Origin of the sequence: Ralstonia sp. PBBBR1, from assembly GCF_002256165.1 — a bacterium.
GTDB classification, from domain to species: Bacteria; Pseudomonadota; Gammaproteobacteria; order Burkholderiales; family Burkholderiaceae; genus Ralstonia; species Ralstonia thomasii.
The window spans coordinates 1-14,100 of record NZ_NKIL01000003.1; the positions used below are offsets into that span (position 1 = coordinate 1).

Here is a 14,100-nt window from a genome sequence, read left to right on the forward strand (position 1 = left end):
AGCCACTGACGGCATCGCTTGAATGCGCGGCCGGAAGCCGACGGGACGTTTGCGAACCTGCCAACCCATGAGCTGGAAGATGCGCTGCACGGTGTTCTTATTGAACCCCAGCAGATACGCGACGGTAGCTTCCGCAGCGCCCTTGGCTAATGCTTCTCAGAACCGAGAGGATGTTGTAGGTTTGCGCGCGTCAACCTGAGCACTAGCGGGCGCGGTGTATCGCTCGATTAATGCGATTCGCTCAAGGAACGCAAGCAAACGTTCTTCGTCCGCCCGCACGGGCATGGCCGAAGGCTTTGAGAAGTGCATGCCCTTGAGCCGTGACTCGGGCATAGACGTGGTCCAACCCTTGACGCTCGAGCGTCACGAGCTTGTGTTCAATCAGCGCCTCTACATCCGCACGGTCCAACTCGCGCGATTCGGCACTGTCGTTGACGAGAAGCAGCACAGCGAATTCATGAGGACTTAGCACAGTCGTCTCCGGCGCGTTAGCTTTCAATATCACGCACGGATTGCACGTGATGGCATGCCTTGCGTACAGACCACACGACCACAGCGAGAGAGCTTGGTTCGGGCTTTCAGACCACGAAAGCGTAGGCACGTGCAGCGCACCATTCAAGACCGTTCCGCATCACCTTTGACCTAGTCCTGTGACACACGTTTGCGATGTGCTGCTGCCTGTCAGCGGCGCTGATTGTGGCGTTCCCAAGAGTCACTGGCGTTGTCCGTGATACCTGTCACGTTGTCCGTGATACCTATGGAAGGCCAAGAAACGCACCCCTCGGCGCGATGCGCAACTACAATTGTGCGAGCGCAATAGAAGGTCGAACTGCGCTAGCAGATTGGATGGGAGACGAGATGGTGACCGCAACAGCACGCGCCGGCACGCGAGAAGAGGCACTGCGACTGCTGAAGACGCGCGGTGTCGTGGTCGTCGAACTGGATTACGAGGCCGGTTGGCAAGATGCGGTTGAACTTGACCGGCTTGGTCAAAAAGTCGGCATTCGCGTGGAGTTTCGCGGGCATGAGAGCATCGCAGTGCAATCACTCTCCGCACTTGTCGCCGGGCTCGCGCGACCGAAAGCCTCGTTCCGACAGCGAAACCTCTATTGCGGATTTGACCTGAATCGATTGCCCGCAGGAAAACTGGAGCAGCTCGAAGCGAACGCCACAAGCCTCGGCGACTACATTCTCGCAGGGCACTTACTGCGAGGAGTCAACGCAGTCTGGTCTGAGTAGACTGCACAGAGTACCCGCCTCAATCGGTATTTGTCACGGAAGGTGTGGTCGGCACCAGCCGCGCCCCTGAGCTTCGACATTGTTTTCTTGACCGCAAGCAGGACCACCAACGCTTCTACCGTTGCGCCACTCACTAACGGTTGGTAGCCGCAAAACATCCGCTGAATGCAGCAAGGCTCCATCAGTTCAACGGCTTCCGCAACCTTCACCGCGACCGTTACAACAGGGTTGCGCCTTCTGCATGGGAGGGCACTTCACCGAGCCGTAGCTGCAAAACACGCAGCAATCGCCAGGCAACGGACGAACCCGTGCATGACAGCTCTCGCACGCGTAAAAGAAAAGACACGCGTCCGTGGGCATATCAAGCTCAACCGCGTGGCCACACGCCGGACAGGTCAGTGTCGAGCGCAATTGAATCTCAACTGGGTCGGTCCTGAAATGGCTCATGATGTCCTCACGTCCGGTACGCCGGGTTGTCACGCTCCTGTTGGCGGTGAATGTGGCGCGACGTCGTGGTCCAGCATGTATTCGCGCACCAACTCCCGCGCGCGGTGCAACCGGCTCTTGACGGCGCCGTGCGGCTCGTTTAGGCGCTGCGCAATCTCGGCAATCGTCAACTCCTCGAAATCGCGCAGCAACACGACTTCCAGATAGTGCGCGGGGAGCGATTCCAGGGCATTGGCGAGGTCCACGCGCAAAGCATTGTCGCTTCGGTGGGCGAGCAATTCCTCGGCGGCCTCTTCCGGCAGAGGGTCATGCTTGAACATCATGCGCTCAAGCCTGCGGCACTCGCGCTTGATGACCGTGAACAGCCAGCCCGAAAAGGCCGCTGCCGCTTTGAGCCCCTTGACCTTGCGCGAGATGATGAGCAGCGACTCCTGCACCGCGTCGTCGACATCGCTGGCATGGCAGTGCTTGTATGCGTAACGCCGAGCATCAGCTTGACACACCGCTAGCAAACGGGTGATGGCGGCCGGGTCTCCCGTCTGTGCGGCGAGTATCAGATTGTCACGCTCGATTCCGCGCGCGGTCATGGCTTATTGCCCCTTGTCGAGCTTGCGGCCCACCATCGCGCACATGGGGCAGAATCCGACCAAGCCGGTCATGGCCAACATCGCACCCATGACGCCCAGACCGACAGCTAGGCCCGAGCTCCCCCAATTCATGACAGCATAGCCAAGGCTCATCAGGCCCATGACGACGCGCAGCACGCGCTCCCAATTCGGGACATTCTTCACATAGAACATGGCGATTTCCTTTGTCAGTGGTTGAGGACAACCCTCACAAACTAAGAGGCGCCTGCCGGGCAATACGGTTCGCTGACAATGAAGAAAACGCGTTCATGCCGCGACTTACTGTGACACCGCAACCATCTGGCCGTCCAGAATGAAGATGCGGTCTGTCGGATTGGCGGACTTGATGTGCAAGGTTCCGGCGCCTTTCAGGCCCTTGAAGCTGCCGGTGCCGGAGACGACCTCCCAGAAGCCGTTGTCGTTCAATTCAGGCTTGCCGTCCTTACCTGGCAGGAAGACCGCACGGACGGTCCACTTGATATAGGCCACGTTGCCCTCGCCCTTGGTGGCGACCAGATAGCCGCTCGGGTCACCGGACACGCCCGGCACGATGTCATGGCGCCCATACTCGACGATGTGCGCGCCATCGAGCAAGCCTGAACCGGAAGCGATACCCTCCCGCCGGACCATCAGCACGAAATGTCCCGAGCCGTCCTTGAAATCAAGCTTGATTTGCTCCTTCGGAACCATGGTCGCCTGCACGTTCAGCGGGTCTGCCATCGCCGAGCCGGCCACGAGGGCCGTGGCGCAGAGCGCATGTGCGGCATGCTTGCGGAACTGGATTGGATTCTTCAGCATGAAAAGCCTCTTTGAGGATGTGCAGCGAACGGGGTCAGTAACGTGTGGTCAATGCAGTGAGCCACGTAGGCGAGTGGCTCACCAGCCAAGCCTCGATGCTTTTGTCGGCGCCGCTCAGGATAAGTCCGGCAATGACCACCAGGATGACGCCCATCAACATCTTGCCGGTCTTGCCCGCCAGCATAAGTTGGCCGCGCGCCTTGGCTATCGTGCCCCGTGAGACGTAAGCCAGCGCAACCACGGGCAAGGCGGCACCGATGCCGAAGACACCCATGAGCGAAGCCGCCTGCGCTAAGTGTGAACCCTGACCGGCCAGAACTACGGCGGCTCCCAGGGTGGGGCCGACACACGGGCTCCACACAACGCCCAAGACGAGGCCGATGACAAACTGACCCCACAGCCCATCGGGTTGCACACGGGACATCAGGCTATTGCCTGCGTCACCCAGCCCCGACGTCGCCGCCGCGAAGCGCTGCTGCAAACTGGTTGACATCAGGACCATGCCTAGCACGCCGAGCACGGCCGCACCCGCATAACGAAACACCCCAGCATCGATGTTCAGTGCCGACCCTGCCCAGGCGAGCGCGGTACCGATGGTCGCATAGGAAATCGCCAGCCCGCCGGCGAGCGCGAGCGGCGCGCGCGGGTGCACGCTCGTGGCCGACCCGAGCAGGATGGGAACGAGCGGCAGGACACAAGGCGACAACGTCGAAAGGAGCCCTGCCAGAAAGCCAAAGCCGTAGGCGCCGAGACCGAATTCCATCAGTTGGAGCCATCCTCGCGGTGCCCCTTCTGCTAGCCTTGGTGAACGAACTCGCGCAATCCCTTTTGTGAGAAGGAACCCGCCATGCAAGTCAATGTTGGAACGGTCGACCGCGTCCTCCGAATTGTTGTTGGGCTGGTCTTGATTGGCCTGGCCGCGACAGGACGCATTGGCGCCTGGGGCTGGATTGGCATCGTGCCACTCCTGACAGGCATCGTGCGCGTTTGCCCTGCCTACAGCATCCTGGGCGTGAAAACGTGCGCCGCGCCAAAGTCCGGCGCAAAGTAACTTCACTTCGGCTGGCCCAGCAGTTGACCGGCTGCTCGGGTCCGTTTGAATGATATTTCTCAAAGGAAGGAGATAGCCTCCATGAGTGGTATCCCAGAGTTCAAGACCGTAGTCAAAGACGTATCTACGCAGATGCGTCACATGCGCGAGACTCAACCAGATTTGATGACGGCCTTCAGTCAGTTGGCTTCCGCTGGCACGAAAGAAGGGGCGCTGAGCAAGAAGACGCGGGAGTTTGTGGCGCTAGGTATTGCGATTGCCAGCCGCTGTGATGACTGCATTGGCTTTCATGTCCAGGCGCTTGTCAAACTGGGCACCACGCGAGCCGAGCTGGAGGAAGTGCTTGGAACAGCTGTGTACATGGGGGGTGGCCCATCGATGATGTACGCGACACATGCGCTGGCAGCATTTGAACAGTTCTCATCCTGATGCAGACAGCCAGTCGGTCAGGGTGCGGTTGTCTATCGTTCCGCCGGCTGCCCGTGTTCGCCATGTGTCGCAAAAGACCCGCGCCCCCTTCATGAGGCAGCAGACCGGGCTAGGCGGCTCAGGGAAATTACCTCGGCGCGTATCGAATCAAGTCCGCTCCGTGTTGCATGAAGATGTGCACACCCGCACTGAGTAGGAAGGTGAGGATGGCTACCACGCCCAGTGAGGACGATGGACTCGATTTTCCATCTCCAACATGGTGCAGTAGCGCAGCCATGGCTATCCATGCGACACCGAAACTGACGCCTGCGAGGACGTCCGAAAACCAATGTACGCCCAGATAGAGGCGCGAGAACGCGATGAGCGCAATCAGCAAGCTTGTCGCAACGGCAATCCACTGACGTTTGGCACCGTGAAAAGCGCGCGCCACGAAGAACGCAAGAAATCCGTAGGTGACGACGCTCAACGTCGCGTGGTTGCTCGGAAACGAGAAGCCTTGAATGCCCTCGTATATCAACGTTGGCCTTGGTCGATGGACAACGAACTTCAGCATTTCGACGAAAACTTCGGCCAAGGCAACTGCTGCAATCCAGTAGATTGCGCTGCGCAGCTCGCCGCGCCACATGAACCAGCCAAGCGTCACGAAAATCAACGGTACGGTCACAGCAGCATCACCGAGTTCCGACGCTATGACCATCATGGAGTCAAGTTGCGGAAAGCGAAGCTGCTGCAGCGTGGCGTGAATCGTTATGTCGGCTGCGACAAGCGGGTCGCCACTGACAACGTCTTCCAGTACTCCAAGGAAGAGCCACACGCCACCAATAATCAGCACACTCGCGACGAGCAGGTTCACAATGCCAATTCTCTGAATCACGAGCTGCCAGGTCAGGCTGCGGTCACCGAGCAAACCGTGCCAAGGTCGTTCCGCCGAAGTGTTGTTGGCCAACTTGTCGACGAGCCGCGTCTGGGCAAGGGCCGCTGCCAGTGTCATCGCCATCGCTATGACGAGCGTGACGGTAGGCGGCAGGGAGAGCGCAAAGAATGCTCTCAGCGATGGTACGGCCAAGACGGTACAGAAACCGCCAACCATCACCGCAATCGAGACCGTCCTGAACCAATCCAGAGGTCGAGATAGGAGGCATAGAGCCCAAGTCGCGATACAGAACAAGGCGATGGCGGCCATCGACCTCGCGTTCTCGAGGTTCCCGTACTGATATTGAAGCACGGTGAAATAGGTCGCAAAGGTAAGCAGGGCCGCAATGCCCCCCGCTGGGCCGGCAAACCGCAAGACCCTGGCGACAAAGCCGCCCGTGACCCTTTCGCCCCCTGGCTCCATCGACAGCAGGAACGCTGGTATGCCTATCGTCAGCGCGCCGACGAGCGTGAGGTGTCGCGGTAAGAATGGAAATGGCAGGTCTGCAATGCCTACGGCGATTGCCAGCAGCATGGCGTAGACGGTCACCGTAATAGCCGAGCAGCGATCAACTCGCAAAGCCCACGCCGATCTGTAAGTCCAGCTTAGTTCCCCGCTGCCAAGAAAGGGTAGTCATCGTAGCCCTCGGCGCCGCCGGCGTAGAAGGATTCCTCGCGCGCCGGATTGAATCCCGTATTGAGACGCAGGCGCTCCGGGAGGTCGGGATTGGCGATGAAAAGCTTGCCGAAAGCAATAAAATCAGCTTGTTCACTCTCAACCGCGTCAATCGCGCTGTCGCGCTCGTAGCCGCCGTTGGCCATGTAGGCGCCGTTAAAAATGCGCCGGAGCTTTTGATAGTCGAAGCCGTCCGTGCGGTCTTCCACCACGTGTAGGTAGCCGAGGCCATATTGGTTTAGTTGCGCGACCACCGTTTCAAAGGTGGCTTGCGGATTGGAGTCGGCAATATCGTTGAACGGATTTGTCGGCGAGAGGCGAACGCCAACTTGCCCGGGCTCCCAGACGGATAGGACTGCTTCCGCTACTTCGCGCAAAAGGCGCGCGCGATTTTCTACCGGTCCACCGTAGGCATCATCACGTTTGTTCGTGCCATCGCGAAGGAACTGATCAATCAGGTAGCCGTTGGCGCCGTGAATTTCGACGCCGTCAAAACCGGCTTCTTTTGCATTGGCGGCAGCGCGGCGAAAGTCTTCGATCAGAGAAGGGATTTCGCTCGTGGCGAGCGCGCGTGGTGTCACGAATGGCTGCATCCCTTCGTCAGTGTAAATTTTGCCAGCAGGCTTGATCGCTGAAGGCGCCACCGGGAGGTCGCCACTTCCCAATGTCAGGGGATGCGAGATGCGTCCGACATGCCACAGTTGAAGAAAAATCTTTCCGCCGTGCTCATGGACTGCATCGGTGACCAAGCGCCACCCGGCAATTTGCTGAGTGCTGTGGATGCCAGGCGTCTTTGGATAACCCTGGCCTTGCGGAGTGATCTGAGTCGCTTCCGAGATAATCAAGCCGGCAGAGGCGCGTTGCGCATAATAACGGGCGTTTAGTTCCTGCGGCACGTTGCCGTCTGCGGCGCGACTACGCGTCAACGGCGCCATCACGATACGGTTTTGAAGTGGCACAGAACCAAGAACAGCTGGCGCAAAGAGTTTTGATGAGTATTGCGTTGACTTCATATTGATCAAAGTAGTAACGGGAGTCATGGGAATGGGTTGCTCGGGCCCGGATAAGAGTCTATAGATGCGGAAAACGCGATGCGTTGGTCTTTAGAGGTCGACGCCGGATTTGCTTCATCGGTCTATGCTGGTGATTCGGCGTGCGATTGCCAGCAAGTCCTTTTCGACGACGTCAGGCTGGCCGCCGACGGGCAAGGGCGCGTTTCCTGGTCGAGTTAGCAGTGCCGCCTTCCAACCCGCCGCCATTGCGCCCAACGTGTCCCAGGTATGGGCCGCAACCAGTCGCAGCGAGCCCACGTCGGCGCCCAGCGCCGAGGCTACGCTGTTGTAGGTTTCCGGAGCAGGTTTAAAGCGCTTGACTGCATCGACCGAAAATTGCTTTTCAAAATAGTGGGACAGCCCTGCCTTCTGAAGAACTGTCTGGCCAGCTTCAGGCGCTGAATTCGTCAAGGTCACTAGACGGAATCCTGAGCTCTTAAGGATTTCCAAAGCGGGCGCCGCATCCTTGTGGGCAGGTAGCCGCGCCATATGGTCCTTGAAGTCATTGAGATCGTTTTCCGTTAGGGAAACGTTTTTTATCTGGGCAACCATCTTGAGCACGGCCACCACGAGCTGACCAAAAGGCGCATAATTACCGCTCAAAGTCAGGGCCTGAGAGTAAAGAATCAGTTCTGAGAACCACTGTCGCATGACACGCGCATCGCCAAAGGTGCGCTCGAAAAACGGGTTCAGTATTTCGATGTCAAGCAGCGTTTCGTTAACATCAAAGACGATCACACGCTCTCGGTTTTTTGAATGATTAATTGTTGGCTCCAATGGCAATGGTCGAGAACTGGCCGCTCGCGCGGCTGTGTCAATTTACTCAGAACAAATAGGACGACAACCGGTGTCGCGGAGTAGCAAGGAAGATAGATGATCCGCAGTAAAAATCAGCTCTTGAATGAATGAGACACGCCCGATGTTGTGGGCATTCCGGTCCAAAATAGAGAAAAATTTATTCCAGCAATCCAGCCAACAGATTTTCAATCACGGGATTGAGTTCATGAGCGGAGCATCCGCCTTTCGCGAGAACGCGCAGCCCCGAGATACCGGCGATGAGAATGACCGCATACTGGCGCGGATTCACGCCCGATTTAAACTGCCCTGTCTCTTGCCCAGTGCGGATTAGATTGGCGAATGCGTCAATCATCCCGTCGAATCCAGCTTTAACGTGTTGACACACTTCGCCATCGTGCGCGCCGAATTCTGCGGCCGCATTCACCAGTAAGCAGCCTCGTCCGGCGTTATTGTCGGAAACCACCTCCAGCAACATCTGGCGCAGCAGCACCTCGGGGTTCTCGTTACCAATGCGCGCGTCAAGTTTGGAACGCTGTGTGTTGGCGTAATGATCAACCGACTCGAGAAAAAGGTCTCGCTTCGAGCCGAACGAGTTGTACAGCGAAGACTTTGCAACGCCCATTGCCTCGGCGACTTCAAGGGCAGACAAGGACTCGTAGCCGAACCGCCAAAACGCGTCGACGGCCCGAGCAACAACTACGGAGCGATCAAATTCCAGATGTCGAGCCATGCGCAGCGTACCTTCCAATAAATTCTGGACCGATCGTACCAGAATTTTGCTATCATCTCCACCTCGTCGAAGCGCGTGCACCGCCGACGTCGCCTTTCTGGACGGTCCGGGGTGCGTCGCAGGGCAGGCGAAAAGCGCGAAATTCGTCTGCGATTACCCCGAAACCACTTCCTGCGTCAGCGACGGCGCGGTGTTATCACGGCCCATCATGAGCGATTCAAGCGAATACATTCCACCCAAGGTCTGGGTTTGGGATCAGGAAAGCGGCGGCAAGTTTGCCAACGTTAACCGGCCCGTTGCCGGTGCCACGCACGACAAGGAATTGCCAGTGGGGCGCCACCCGTTACAGCTGTATTCGCTGGCCACGCCTAACGGGGTCAAGGTGACGGTAATGCTGGAAGAGCTGCTGTCCCTGGGGCACGTTGGCGCTGAATACGACGCCTGGATCATCCGGATCCATGATGGCGACCAGTTCGGCAGTGGATTCGTAGACGTCAACCCGAATTCCAAGATCCCGGCCCTGGTGGATCGCAGCGGTGAAACACCGGTACGGGTATTTGAGTCCGGCGCTATCCTGCAGTACCTGGCCGAGAAGTTTGGTGCTTTCCTGCCCGCAAGCGGCGCGGCGCGAGCTGAATGCTTGTCGTGGCTTTTTTGGCAGATGGGCAGCGCACCTTTTCTGGGTGGTGGCTTTGGCCATTTTTATGCTTACGCGCCCGCAAAGTTCGAGTATCCGATCAACCGCTACGCGATGGAAGTCAAGCGCCAGCTTGATGTGTTGGATCGCCAACTGGCCAAACACCGCTTCCTGACCGGCGACACCTACACCATCGCCGACATAGCCGTGTGGCCCTGGTACGGCGCGCTGGTCAAGGGCCAACTTTACGACGCTGGCGAGTTCCTCAGCGTGCACGAGTACAAGCATGTTCTGCGCTGGGCGAATGAAATCGCACTGCGTCCAGCCGTCCAGCGTGGGCGCATGGTCAACCGCGCCTGGGGTGAACCGTCCAGCCAGCTGCTCGAACGCCACGACGCCAGCGATTTCGATACTGCGACCCAAGACAAGGTGAGCACAGCCGCCGAAGGGACGTCGTAATTGCCCGTGGCGGCTGCGGCCCCGCGCACCGTCCGCACTGGCCACTGAAAAAGTCCATTGCACATGGTCGACTCCGTCATCGCAGTTTTCGCTCAGTTCGCTCCTCACGATTTTTGACCCCGTTTTTTGGAGGCTCATCATGATTAAGTTCTATTACCACCCGTCCCCTAACCCGGCCAAGGTTGCTCTCTTCTTGGAAGAGGCTGGCCTGCCTTTTGAATTGGTGCCTGTAGACACCCGCAAAGGCGAGCAGCACGCGCCGGCCTACACGGCGATCAACCCGAATGCCAAGGCACCGGCTTTGGTGGACGGCGACGCTGTGGTATTCGACAGCAATGCCATCCTGCTGTACTTGGCCGAGAAAACCGGCAAATTCCTGCCCGAGAACAGACCCGAGCAGCGTGCGCAGATGCTGTCGTGGCTGATGTTCGTGGCCACGGGAATCGGGCCGTATTCAGGCCAAGCAGTGCACTTCAAGCATTTCGCGCCCGAACCGAAGGCCTATGCAGTGAACCGTTACGACTTCGAGGCGCAGCGTCATTGGGGCCTGATCGACGTACAACTGGCCCAGCATCCTTACATGGTGGGTGACCGCTACAGTCTCGTCGACATGGCGGTGTGGGGCTGGGCGCGCGTCGTGCCTTTTATCCTTGGTGCCGAGGCTTGGGACAACCTTCCGAATGTGAAGCGTCTGCTTGATGAAATCAATGCGCGGCCGGCCGCCCAGCGTGCCGAGGCCCTGAAGGCAAAGCATGCTTTCAAAACCGAGATGGATGACGAGGCCCGCAGCATACTTTTTCCGCAAAACGCGCGACTGGGTGCTGCGTCCTAATCGGTTGCGCAAAAGCCTACCAACCCGGGATGGTTGGCAGCCGTTGATGACAGTGATGTTTTTCGCACACGTTCGAATGCTGAAAACCCACCGTCGGGTGCTTCAAAGCGTAAGACGCTGACCGGAGTGACGCTAGCACCTGCGTCATGCGGAATCTCGTGTCTGCTCTTCAAATGGCCGACCAGACCGTTTGTGGGCGCCTGCGTTTCGCGGTGGTGTTGAGCTCGCTGCGTTTGGTCTGCTCTAGTATTCATATTGGCACCACGGAAGACTCCGTTGACGAAGGGGCGAACGCAAAAGCGCGTGGCTGATGACTTGGGGTTGCCAGTTGTCTCGGTCAAGCAAAAGCGACTTTCCGCAGCGCCTACGACTTCGACACCCAGAACGCGGCGGATCGAAGCGCGCTGCAAGGGTGTCAAGAATCTGCCCGGAAGAGTGGCATTCCGAACCTTGCGAAGAAATGTGTAGTGGTTACAAGGGGCAAAGGGCCCGGATAACAGCGCGTAATGCTCGCGCCGAATATTGGTTCATCAAAGCCAACGTTGACCTCGGGCGTTGAGAAGATAGAGCTTGTCCTTCAGATCCTCTCGGGTCTCCTTATCTGCTATGCCGAGGTGGGGATGAGGCCAAACCAACTGCGTCATGAATGCCTCCGGCCAACCGCCATCGTCGCGATTCAATGCAAGCCAGACTCGGACGTGTCTGCAGATTACGTAGCGCATGATCCTGTCGAACTTTGACATCAAGACCGGCTTGAGGGACTCGCCCCTAAACTCGTCCGTGGTGCCAACGACCCGCTTGCGCAAGTCCTCCGGCAAATACCGGCTCGAAGTCTCGGCACCATAGATCTGCACCCAGTCCGTGCTAAGCACAATATCCACATTCGGATAAGGGGCAAGAAGAGCCACAAGGTTTGGCGCGTGCTCAAAGAGTTTCGAACTCTTGTCAGGCAAGAACGGTTTGTTATCGGAGTGCTCGACAGAAATTGGGTGCAGACAGCCGTCATAGCCGAGGAAAAGTACAGCATTCATTGATGGTGCGCCGAGATTCGGGAAAGACTGCATGGCTGCACCTTGTATTTGATCCGGCCGCGCGATACACGGACGACCGTCGTACTAATGTCAGCAATAATCATAAATCTAGGAATGGAGCCCAGTTCGAGTTGACTAATCTGGCAGGCCAGCGCATTTTCAAACGCGCGCCACTGCAGAGTCGTTGGGCCTGTATCTGCACTCGCTTCCTCGAACGCTGTTGTCGAGACTTGCAAAGGCCGATTGAAAAATCCCTCCTCAGCCCACTGTGTGCGGACCTCAAGGTGCGCAGTGCTCCCGCGAGATTTTTCAAACGACGAGCGTGGAAGGCCCCGTATCGGGGATGGGCACATCTACCTACTCACCTTGGCAAAGGACTCGTTCAGGTAGGAGTCTAAGACCAAAATTCAGAGATGTATACTCTGTCGATTCAAAAACTGTCGAATCATCTTCTGTAGATTCATCGTGTTCAATGGGTGATGCTCTTGCGCCATATGGCTGAGAACATCACCCCATCACAGCGAGCTGCACGTCGGCGGCTGTCAGCAAATTTGAAAATTTTCAGAAGCAAGCGCGATATCTCCCAGGAGGCCCTGGCGGACCGTGCTGGGCTTCATCGCACCTACATCAGCCAAGTCGAGCGCGAATTGACAAACGTATCGCTCGACAACATTGTCTTGCTGGCGGAGGCCCTAGGCGTTCAGGTAACCGACCTTCTGGGCGAGCCGCGTGAGCTAGCTGTTCCGCTCAAGCCAGGCCGGAAGCGGAAGGAAGAATGAGCTGACAGGCGGCATAACGTAGATGTGGCCAGGTCGATTCGCTGCAAATTTGCACTCGTTTCGCCTGTCACGTGTGGGGAATCGGAAGTTATCCACTTATTGCACCGCAACAACCGCTTGCCGGCGTTATTGCATTGCAGCATAAGCGAATCAAAAGGCTCTTGAACTGACTGCTGTGTTCGCCCCTTCGGGGCTCAAGATAGAAAATGGAAACAATCGGTCACTTGGACACAAACGGGTAGGAAAGAGCTTGACTACATAAGTCTTCGACTGGGCCTGGGCCAATGCGTACGCGCAGCACGGGCTCGAGTACTACCCGAAATGGCTGTCGGCCATCCCTTTTACGCCGGTGCAGGGCGCGCGGCTGCTGGCGCGGGATGCGGCTGCGCGCGCAGCGCTGGTCGAAACGTTGCTGGCAGTTGCGCGCCAGAGCGCGTTGTCATCGCTGCATGTGCTGTTTCCCACTGCCGACGAAGCCGAGCAACTGCACGCCGCAGGCATGCTGCTGCGGCAAGGGGTGCAGTTCCACTGGTGCAATCCGGGCTTTGCAAGCTTCGACGATTTTCTGGGCGCGCTGGAACAGAAGAAGCGCAAAAATATCCGCGCCGAGCGCCGCCGCGTGCACGACGCCGGTATCACGTTCCGCCACGTGCCCGGCGCAGCCGCGACGGACGCGGACTGGCGCTTCTTCCACCGCTGCTATCGCACCACCTACCGCGAGCATCACTCGTCACCGTATCTGAACCTGGAGTTCTTCCGCCAGATCGCTCGGACGATGCCGGAAAACCTGCTGCTCGTGATCGCCTCGCGCGACGGCAATGACATCGCCAGCGCGCTGCTGGTGATCGACATGCGCCCCGAGGCGTCCGTCATGTACGGCCGCTACTGGGGCGCGATCGAGCATCACCCCTGCCTGCACTTTGAGACGGCGTATTACCAGCCGTTGACGTACTGCATCGCGCACGGCATCCGCACGTTCGAAGGCGGAGCGCAAGGCGAACACAAGATGGCGCGCGGCTTCGAGCCCGTGGCGACGCTGTCGGCACACTGGCTGGCGCACCCCGCATTTGCCGATGCCGTGGGCAGGTTCCTCGACCGCGAAACGGCCGGCATGGAAGCGTATCTGGACGAACTGACGGACCGCTCGCCGTTCAGGCAGCGGCCGGGACCGGACTAGCAGGGGGAAAACAGCGGAGGCGGGAAAGACAGCGTCCGCACGAACGGCGGACGCGAAGGTGCAGCTTAGTGCTCGGCAGGTTTCTGCTGGGCGATCACGCAGTGTGCGGCGTTCGAATCAACCGCCATGGAGGGAACAGCCATGGAGGGCGATGCGACGGCACGCTCGCCAGCGTGGGCTGCGTCCGGTGGCCCAACCAGCAGCGCCCACGCGGTGAATGCGGCCATGGCCACGGCGGAGAGCACGGGAACGACAACGGTCTTGTTCAACATCGCAGTACCGGGGGTTGGAGTCAAACTTGCCCGGGAGTCTAGAGGGGTCGTTTCCGGTGGGCAAATGAGCGTTTCTTAAATCTCTGTGTAGCAGAACTACCGGGCGGTAAGTATGCGCTATGCGTGAAAAATATCATGGAACGCATACAACGGGC

At 58.4% G+C, this 14,100-nt stretch carries 18 protein-coding genes and 1 pseudogene; 7 read left to right on the plus strand and 12 right to left on the minus strand.

Going from position 1 to position 14,100, the window contains the following annotated elements; all coding sequences use genetic code 11:
• Positions 1-241 precede the first annotated feature (241 nt).
• Entirely contained in the window at positions 242-472 is a 231-nt protein-coding gene (locus tag CFE42_RS03475; protein WP_080633409.1) for a hypothetical protein, read from the minus strand.
• 374 nt (positions 473-846) lie between these two features.
• On the opposite strand from CFE42_RS03475, the gene CFE42_RS03480 reads away from it, so the two are divergent.
• Positions 847-1,239, plus strand: coding sequence for a PHA-granule associated protein 4 (locus tag CFE42_RS03480; protein ID WP_238563846.1), 393 nt, complete (start codon positions 847-849; stop codon positions 1,237-1,239).
• Between the two features lie 186 nt (positions 1,240-1,425).
• On the opposite strand, the gene CFE42_RS03485 is transcribed toward CFE42_RS03480, so the two are convergent.
• The 5 genes from CFE42_RS03485 to CFE42_RS03505 form a co-directional block, all read right to left on the minus strand.
• A complete protein-coding gene (locus CFE42_RS03485) occupies positions 1,426-1,686 on the minus strand; it encodes a GDCCVxC domain-containing (seleno)protein (protein WP_080633410.1) in 261 nt (86 codons plus the stop codon).
• Between the two features lie 29 nt (positions 1,687-1,715).
• Positions 1,716-2,273 carry a sigma-70 family RNA polymerase sigma factor gene (locus CFE42_RS03490; protein ID WP_004636336.1) on the minus strand — a complete coding sequence of 186 codons (558 nt, stop codon included), beginning with the start codon at positions 2,271-2,273 and terminating at the stop codon, positions 1,716-1,718.
• A 3-nt stretch (positions 2,274-2,276) separates the two neighbouring features.
• Positions 2,277-2,486, minus strand: a complete 210-nt coding sequence (locus CFE42_RS03495; RefSeq protein WP_004636337.1) for a DUF2892 domain-containing protein — start codon at positions 2,484-2,486, stop codon at positions 2,277-2,279.
• A gap of 105 nt (positions 2,487-2,591) precedes the next feature.
• Positions 2,592-3,110, minus strand: coding sequence for a hypothetical protein (locus tag CFE42_RS03500; protein ID WP_004636340.1), 519 nt, complete (start codon positions 3,108-3,110; stop codon positions 2,592-2,594).
• 34 nt (positions 3,111-3,144) lie between these two features.
• The gene (locus tag CFE42_RS03505) at positions 3,145-3,873 is read right to left on the minus strand and encodes a cytochrome c biogenesis CcdA family protein (RefSeq protein ID WP_004636342.1); all 729 of its coding nucleotides are present in this window, start codon (positions 3,871-3,873) and stop codon (positions 3,145-3,147) included.
• An 84-nt stretch (positions 3,874-3,957) separates the two neighbouring features.
• On the opposite strand from CFE42_RS03505, the gene CFE42_RS03510 reads away from it, so the two are divergent.
• Together CFE42_RS03510 and CFE42_RS03515 are read left to right on the plus strand one after the other, a co-directional pair.
• Positions 3,958-4,161 (plus strand): DUF2892 domain-containing protein, encoded by a 204-nt coding sequence (locus CFE42_RS03510; RefSeq protein ID WP_004636345.1) that lies wholly within the window; start codon positions 3,958-3,960, stop codon positions 4,159-4,161.
• Positions 4,162-4,242: 81 nt separating this feature from the next.
• Positions 4,243-4,590: a carboxymuconolactone decarboxylase family protein gene (locus CFE42_RS03515; protein WP_004636348.1), complete on the plus strand. Its 348-nt coding sequence runs from the start codon at positions 4,243-4,245 to the stop codon at positions 4,588-4,590.
• Between the two features lie 127 nt (positions 4,591-4,717).
• Here CFE42_RS03515 and CFE42_RS03520 read toward each other — a convergent pair whose 3' ends face one another.
• From CFE42_RS03520 to CFE42_RS03535, 4 genes are all read right to left on the minus strand, one after another.
• Complete coding sequence (locus CFE42_RS03520) at positions 4,718-6,052, minus strand: phosphatase PAP2 family protein (protein ID WP_238563847.1); 1,335 nt, start codon at positions 6,050-6,052, stop codon at positions 4,718-4,720.
• A 56-nt stretch (positions 6,053-6,108) separates the two neighbouring features.
• Complete coding sequence (locus tag CFE42_RS03525) at positions 6,109-7,218, minus strand: alkene reductase (protein WP_238563848.1); 1,110 nt, start codon at positions 7,216-7,218, stop codon at positions 6,109-6,111.
• An 87-nt stretch (positions 7,219-7,305) separates the two neighbouring features.
• Entirely contained in the window at positions 7,306-7,968 is a 663-nt protein-coding gene (locus CFE42_RS03530) for a haloacid dehalogenase type II (protein WP_004636355.1), read from the minus strand.
• A gap of 217 nt (positions 7,969-8,185) precedes the next feature.
• Positions 8,186-8,758 carry a TetR/AcrR family transcriptional regulator gene (locus CFE42_RS03535; RefSeq protein ID WP_004636356.1) on the minus strand — a complete coding sequence of 191 codons (573 nt, stop codon included), beginning with the start codon at positions 8,756-8,758 and terminating at the stop codon, positions 8,186-8,188.
• A gap of 208 nt (positions 8,759-8,966) precedes the next feature.
• Between CFE42_RS03535 and yghU the strand changes: the two genes are divergently transcribed.
• On the plus strand, positions 8,967-9,854 hold the full coding sequence (gene yghU / locus CFE42_RS03540) for a glutathione-dependent disulfide-bond oxidoreductase (RefSeq protein WP_004636358.1): 888 nt from the start codon (positions 8,967-8,969) through the stop codon (positions 9,852-9,854).
• A 139-nt stretch (positions 9,855-9,993) separates the two neighbouring features.
• Positions 9,994-10,686, plus strand: a complete 693-nt coding sequence (locus tag CFE42_RS03545) for a glutathione S-transferase N-terminal domain-containing protein (RefSeq protein WP_004636360.1) — start codon at positions 9,994-9,996, stop codon at positions 10,684-10,686.
• 530 nt (positions 10,687-11,216) lie between these two features.
• Here CFE42_RS03545 and CFE42_RS03550 read toward each other — a convergent pair.
• Entirely contained in the window at positions 11,217-11,750 is a 534-nt protein-coding gene (locus CFE42_RS03550; protein WP_004636361.1) for an HAD domain-containing protein, read from the minus strand.
• 461 nt (positions 11,751-12,211) lie between these two features.
• On the opposite strand from CFE42_RS03550, the gene CFE42_RS03555 reads away from it, so the two are divergent.
• The gene (locus CFE42_RS03555) at positions 12,212-12,496 is read left to right on the plus strand and encodes a helix-turn-helix transcriptional regulator (protein ID WP_037044999.1); all 285 of its coding nucleotides are present in this window, start codon (positions 12,212-12,214) and stop codon (positions 12,494-12,496) included.
• Between the two features lie 262 nt (positions 12,497-12,758).
• A pseudogene (locus tag CFE42_RS03560) lies at positions 12,759-13,673 on the plus strand (GNAT family N-acetyltransferase); the annotation flags it as partial.
• A gap of 65 nt (positions 13,674-13,738) precedes the next feature.
• Here CFE42_RS03560 and CFE42_RS03565 read toward each other — a convergent pair.
• Complete coding sequence (locus CFE42_RS03565) at positions 13,739-13,945, minus strand: hypothetical protein (RefSeq protein ID WP_009277435.1); 207 nt, start codon at positions 13,943-13,945, stop codon at positions 13,739-13,741.
• Positions 13,946-14,100: the final 155 nt, after the last annotated feature.

Coding starts and splice junctions, on each gene's coding strand:
- CFE42_RS03480 (WP_238563846.1), top strand. CDS start 847: ATGGGAGACGAGATGGTGACCGCAACAGCACGCGCCGGCACGCGAGAA.
- CFE42_RS03485 (WP_080633410.1), bottom strand. CDS start 1,686: ATGAGCCATTTCAGGACCGACCCAGTTGAGATTCAATTGCGCTCGACA.
- CFE42_RS03490 (WP_004636336.1), bottom strand. CDS start 2,273: ATGACCGCGCGCGGAATCGAGCGTGACAATCTGATACTCGCCGCACAG.
- CFE42_RS03495 (WP_004636337.1), bottom strand. CDS start 2,486: ATGTTCTATGTGAAGAATGTCCCGAATTGGGAGCGCGTGCTGCGCGTC.
- CFE42_RS03500 (WP_004636340.1), bottom strand. CDS start 3,110: ATGCTGAAGAATCCAATCCAGTTCCGCAAGCATGCCGCACATGCGCTC.
- CFE42_RS03505 (WP_004636342.1), bottom strand. CDS start 3,873: ATGGAATTCGGTCTCGGCGCCTACGGCTTTGGCTTTCTGGCAGGGCTC.
- CFE42_RS03510 (WP_004636345.1), top strand. CDS start 3,958: ATGCAAGTCAATGTTGGAACGGTCGACCGCGTCCTCCGAATTGTTGTT.
- CFE42_RS03515 (WP_004636348.1), top strand. CDS start 4,243: ATGAGTGGTATCCCAGAGTTCAAGACCGTAGTCAAAGACGTATCTACG.
- CFE42_RS03525 (WP_238563848.1), bottom strand. CDS start 7,218: ATGACTCCCGTTACTACTTTGATCAATATGAAGTCAACGCAATACTCA.
- CFE42_RS03535 (WP_004636356.1), bottom strand. CDS start 8,758: ATGGCTCGACATCTGGAATTTGATCGCTCCGTAGTTGTTGCTCGGGCC.
- yghU (WP_004636358.1), top strand. CDS start 8,967: ATGAGCGATTCAAGCGAATACATTCCACCCAAGGTCTGGGTTTGGGAT.
- CFE42_RS03545 (WP_004636360.1), top strand. CDS start 9,994: ATGATTAAGTTCTATTACCACCCGTCCCCTAACCCGGCCAAGGTTGCT.
- CFE42_RS03550 (WP_004636361.1), bottom strand. CDS start 11,750: ATGCAGTCTTTCCCGAATCTCGGCGCACCATCAATGAATGCTGTACTT.
- CFE42_RS03555 (WP_037044999.1), top strand. CDS start 12,212: ATGGCTGAGAACATCACCCCATCACAGCGAGCTGCACGTCGGCGGCTG.
- CFE42_RS03565 (WP_009277435.1), bottom strand. CDS start 13,945: ATGTTGAACAAGACCGTTGTCGTTCCCGTGCTCTCCGCCGTGGCCATG.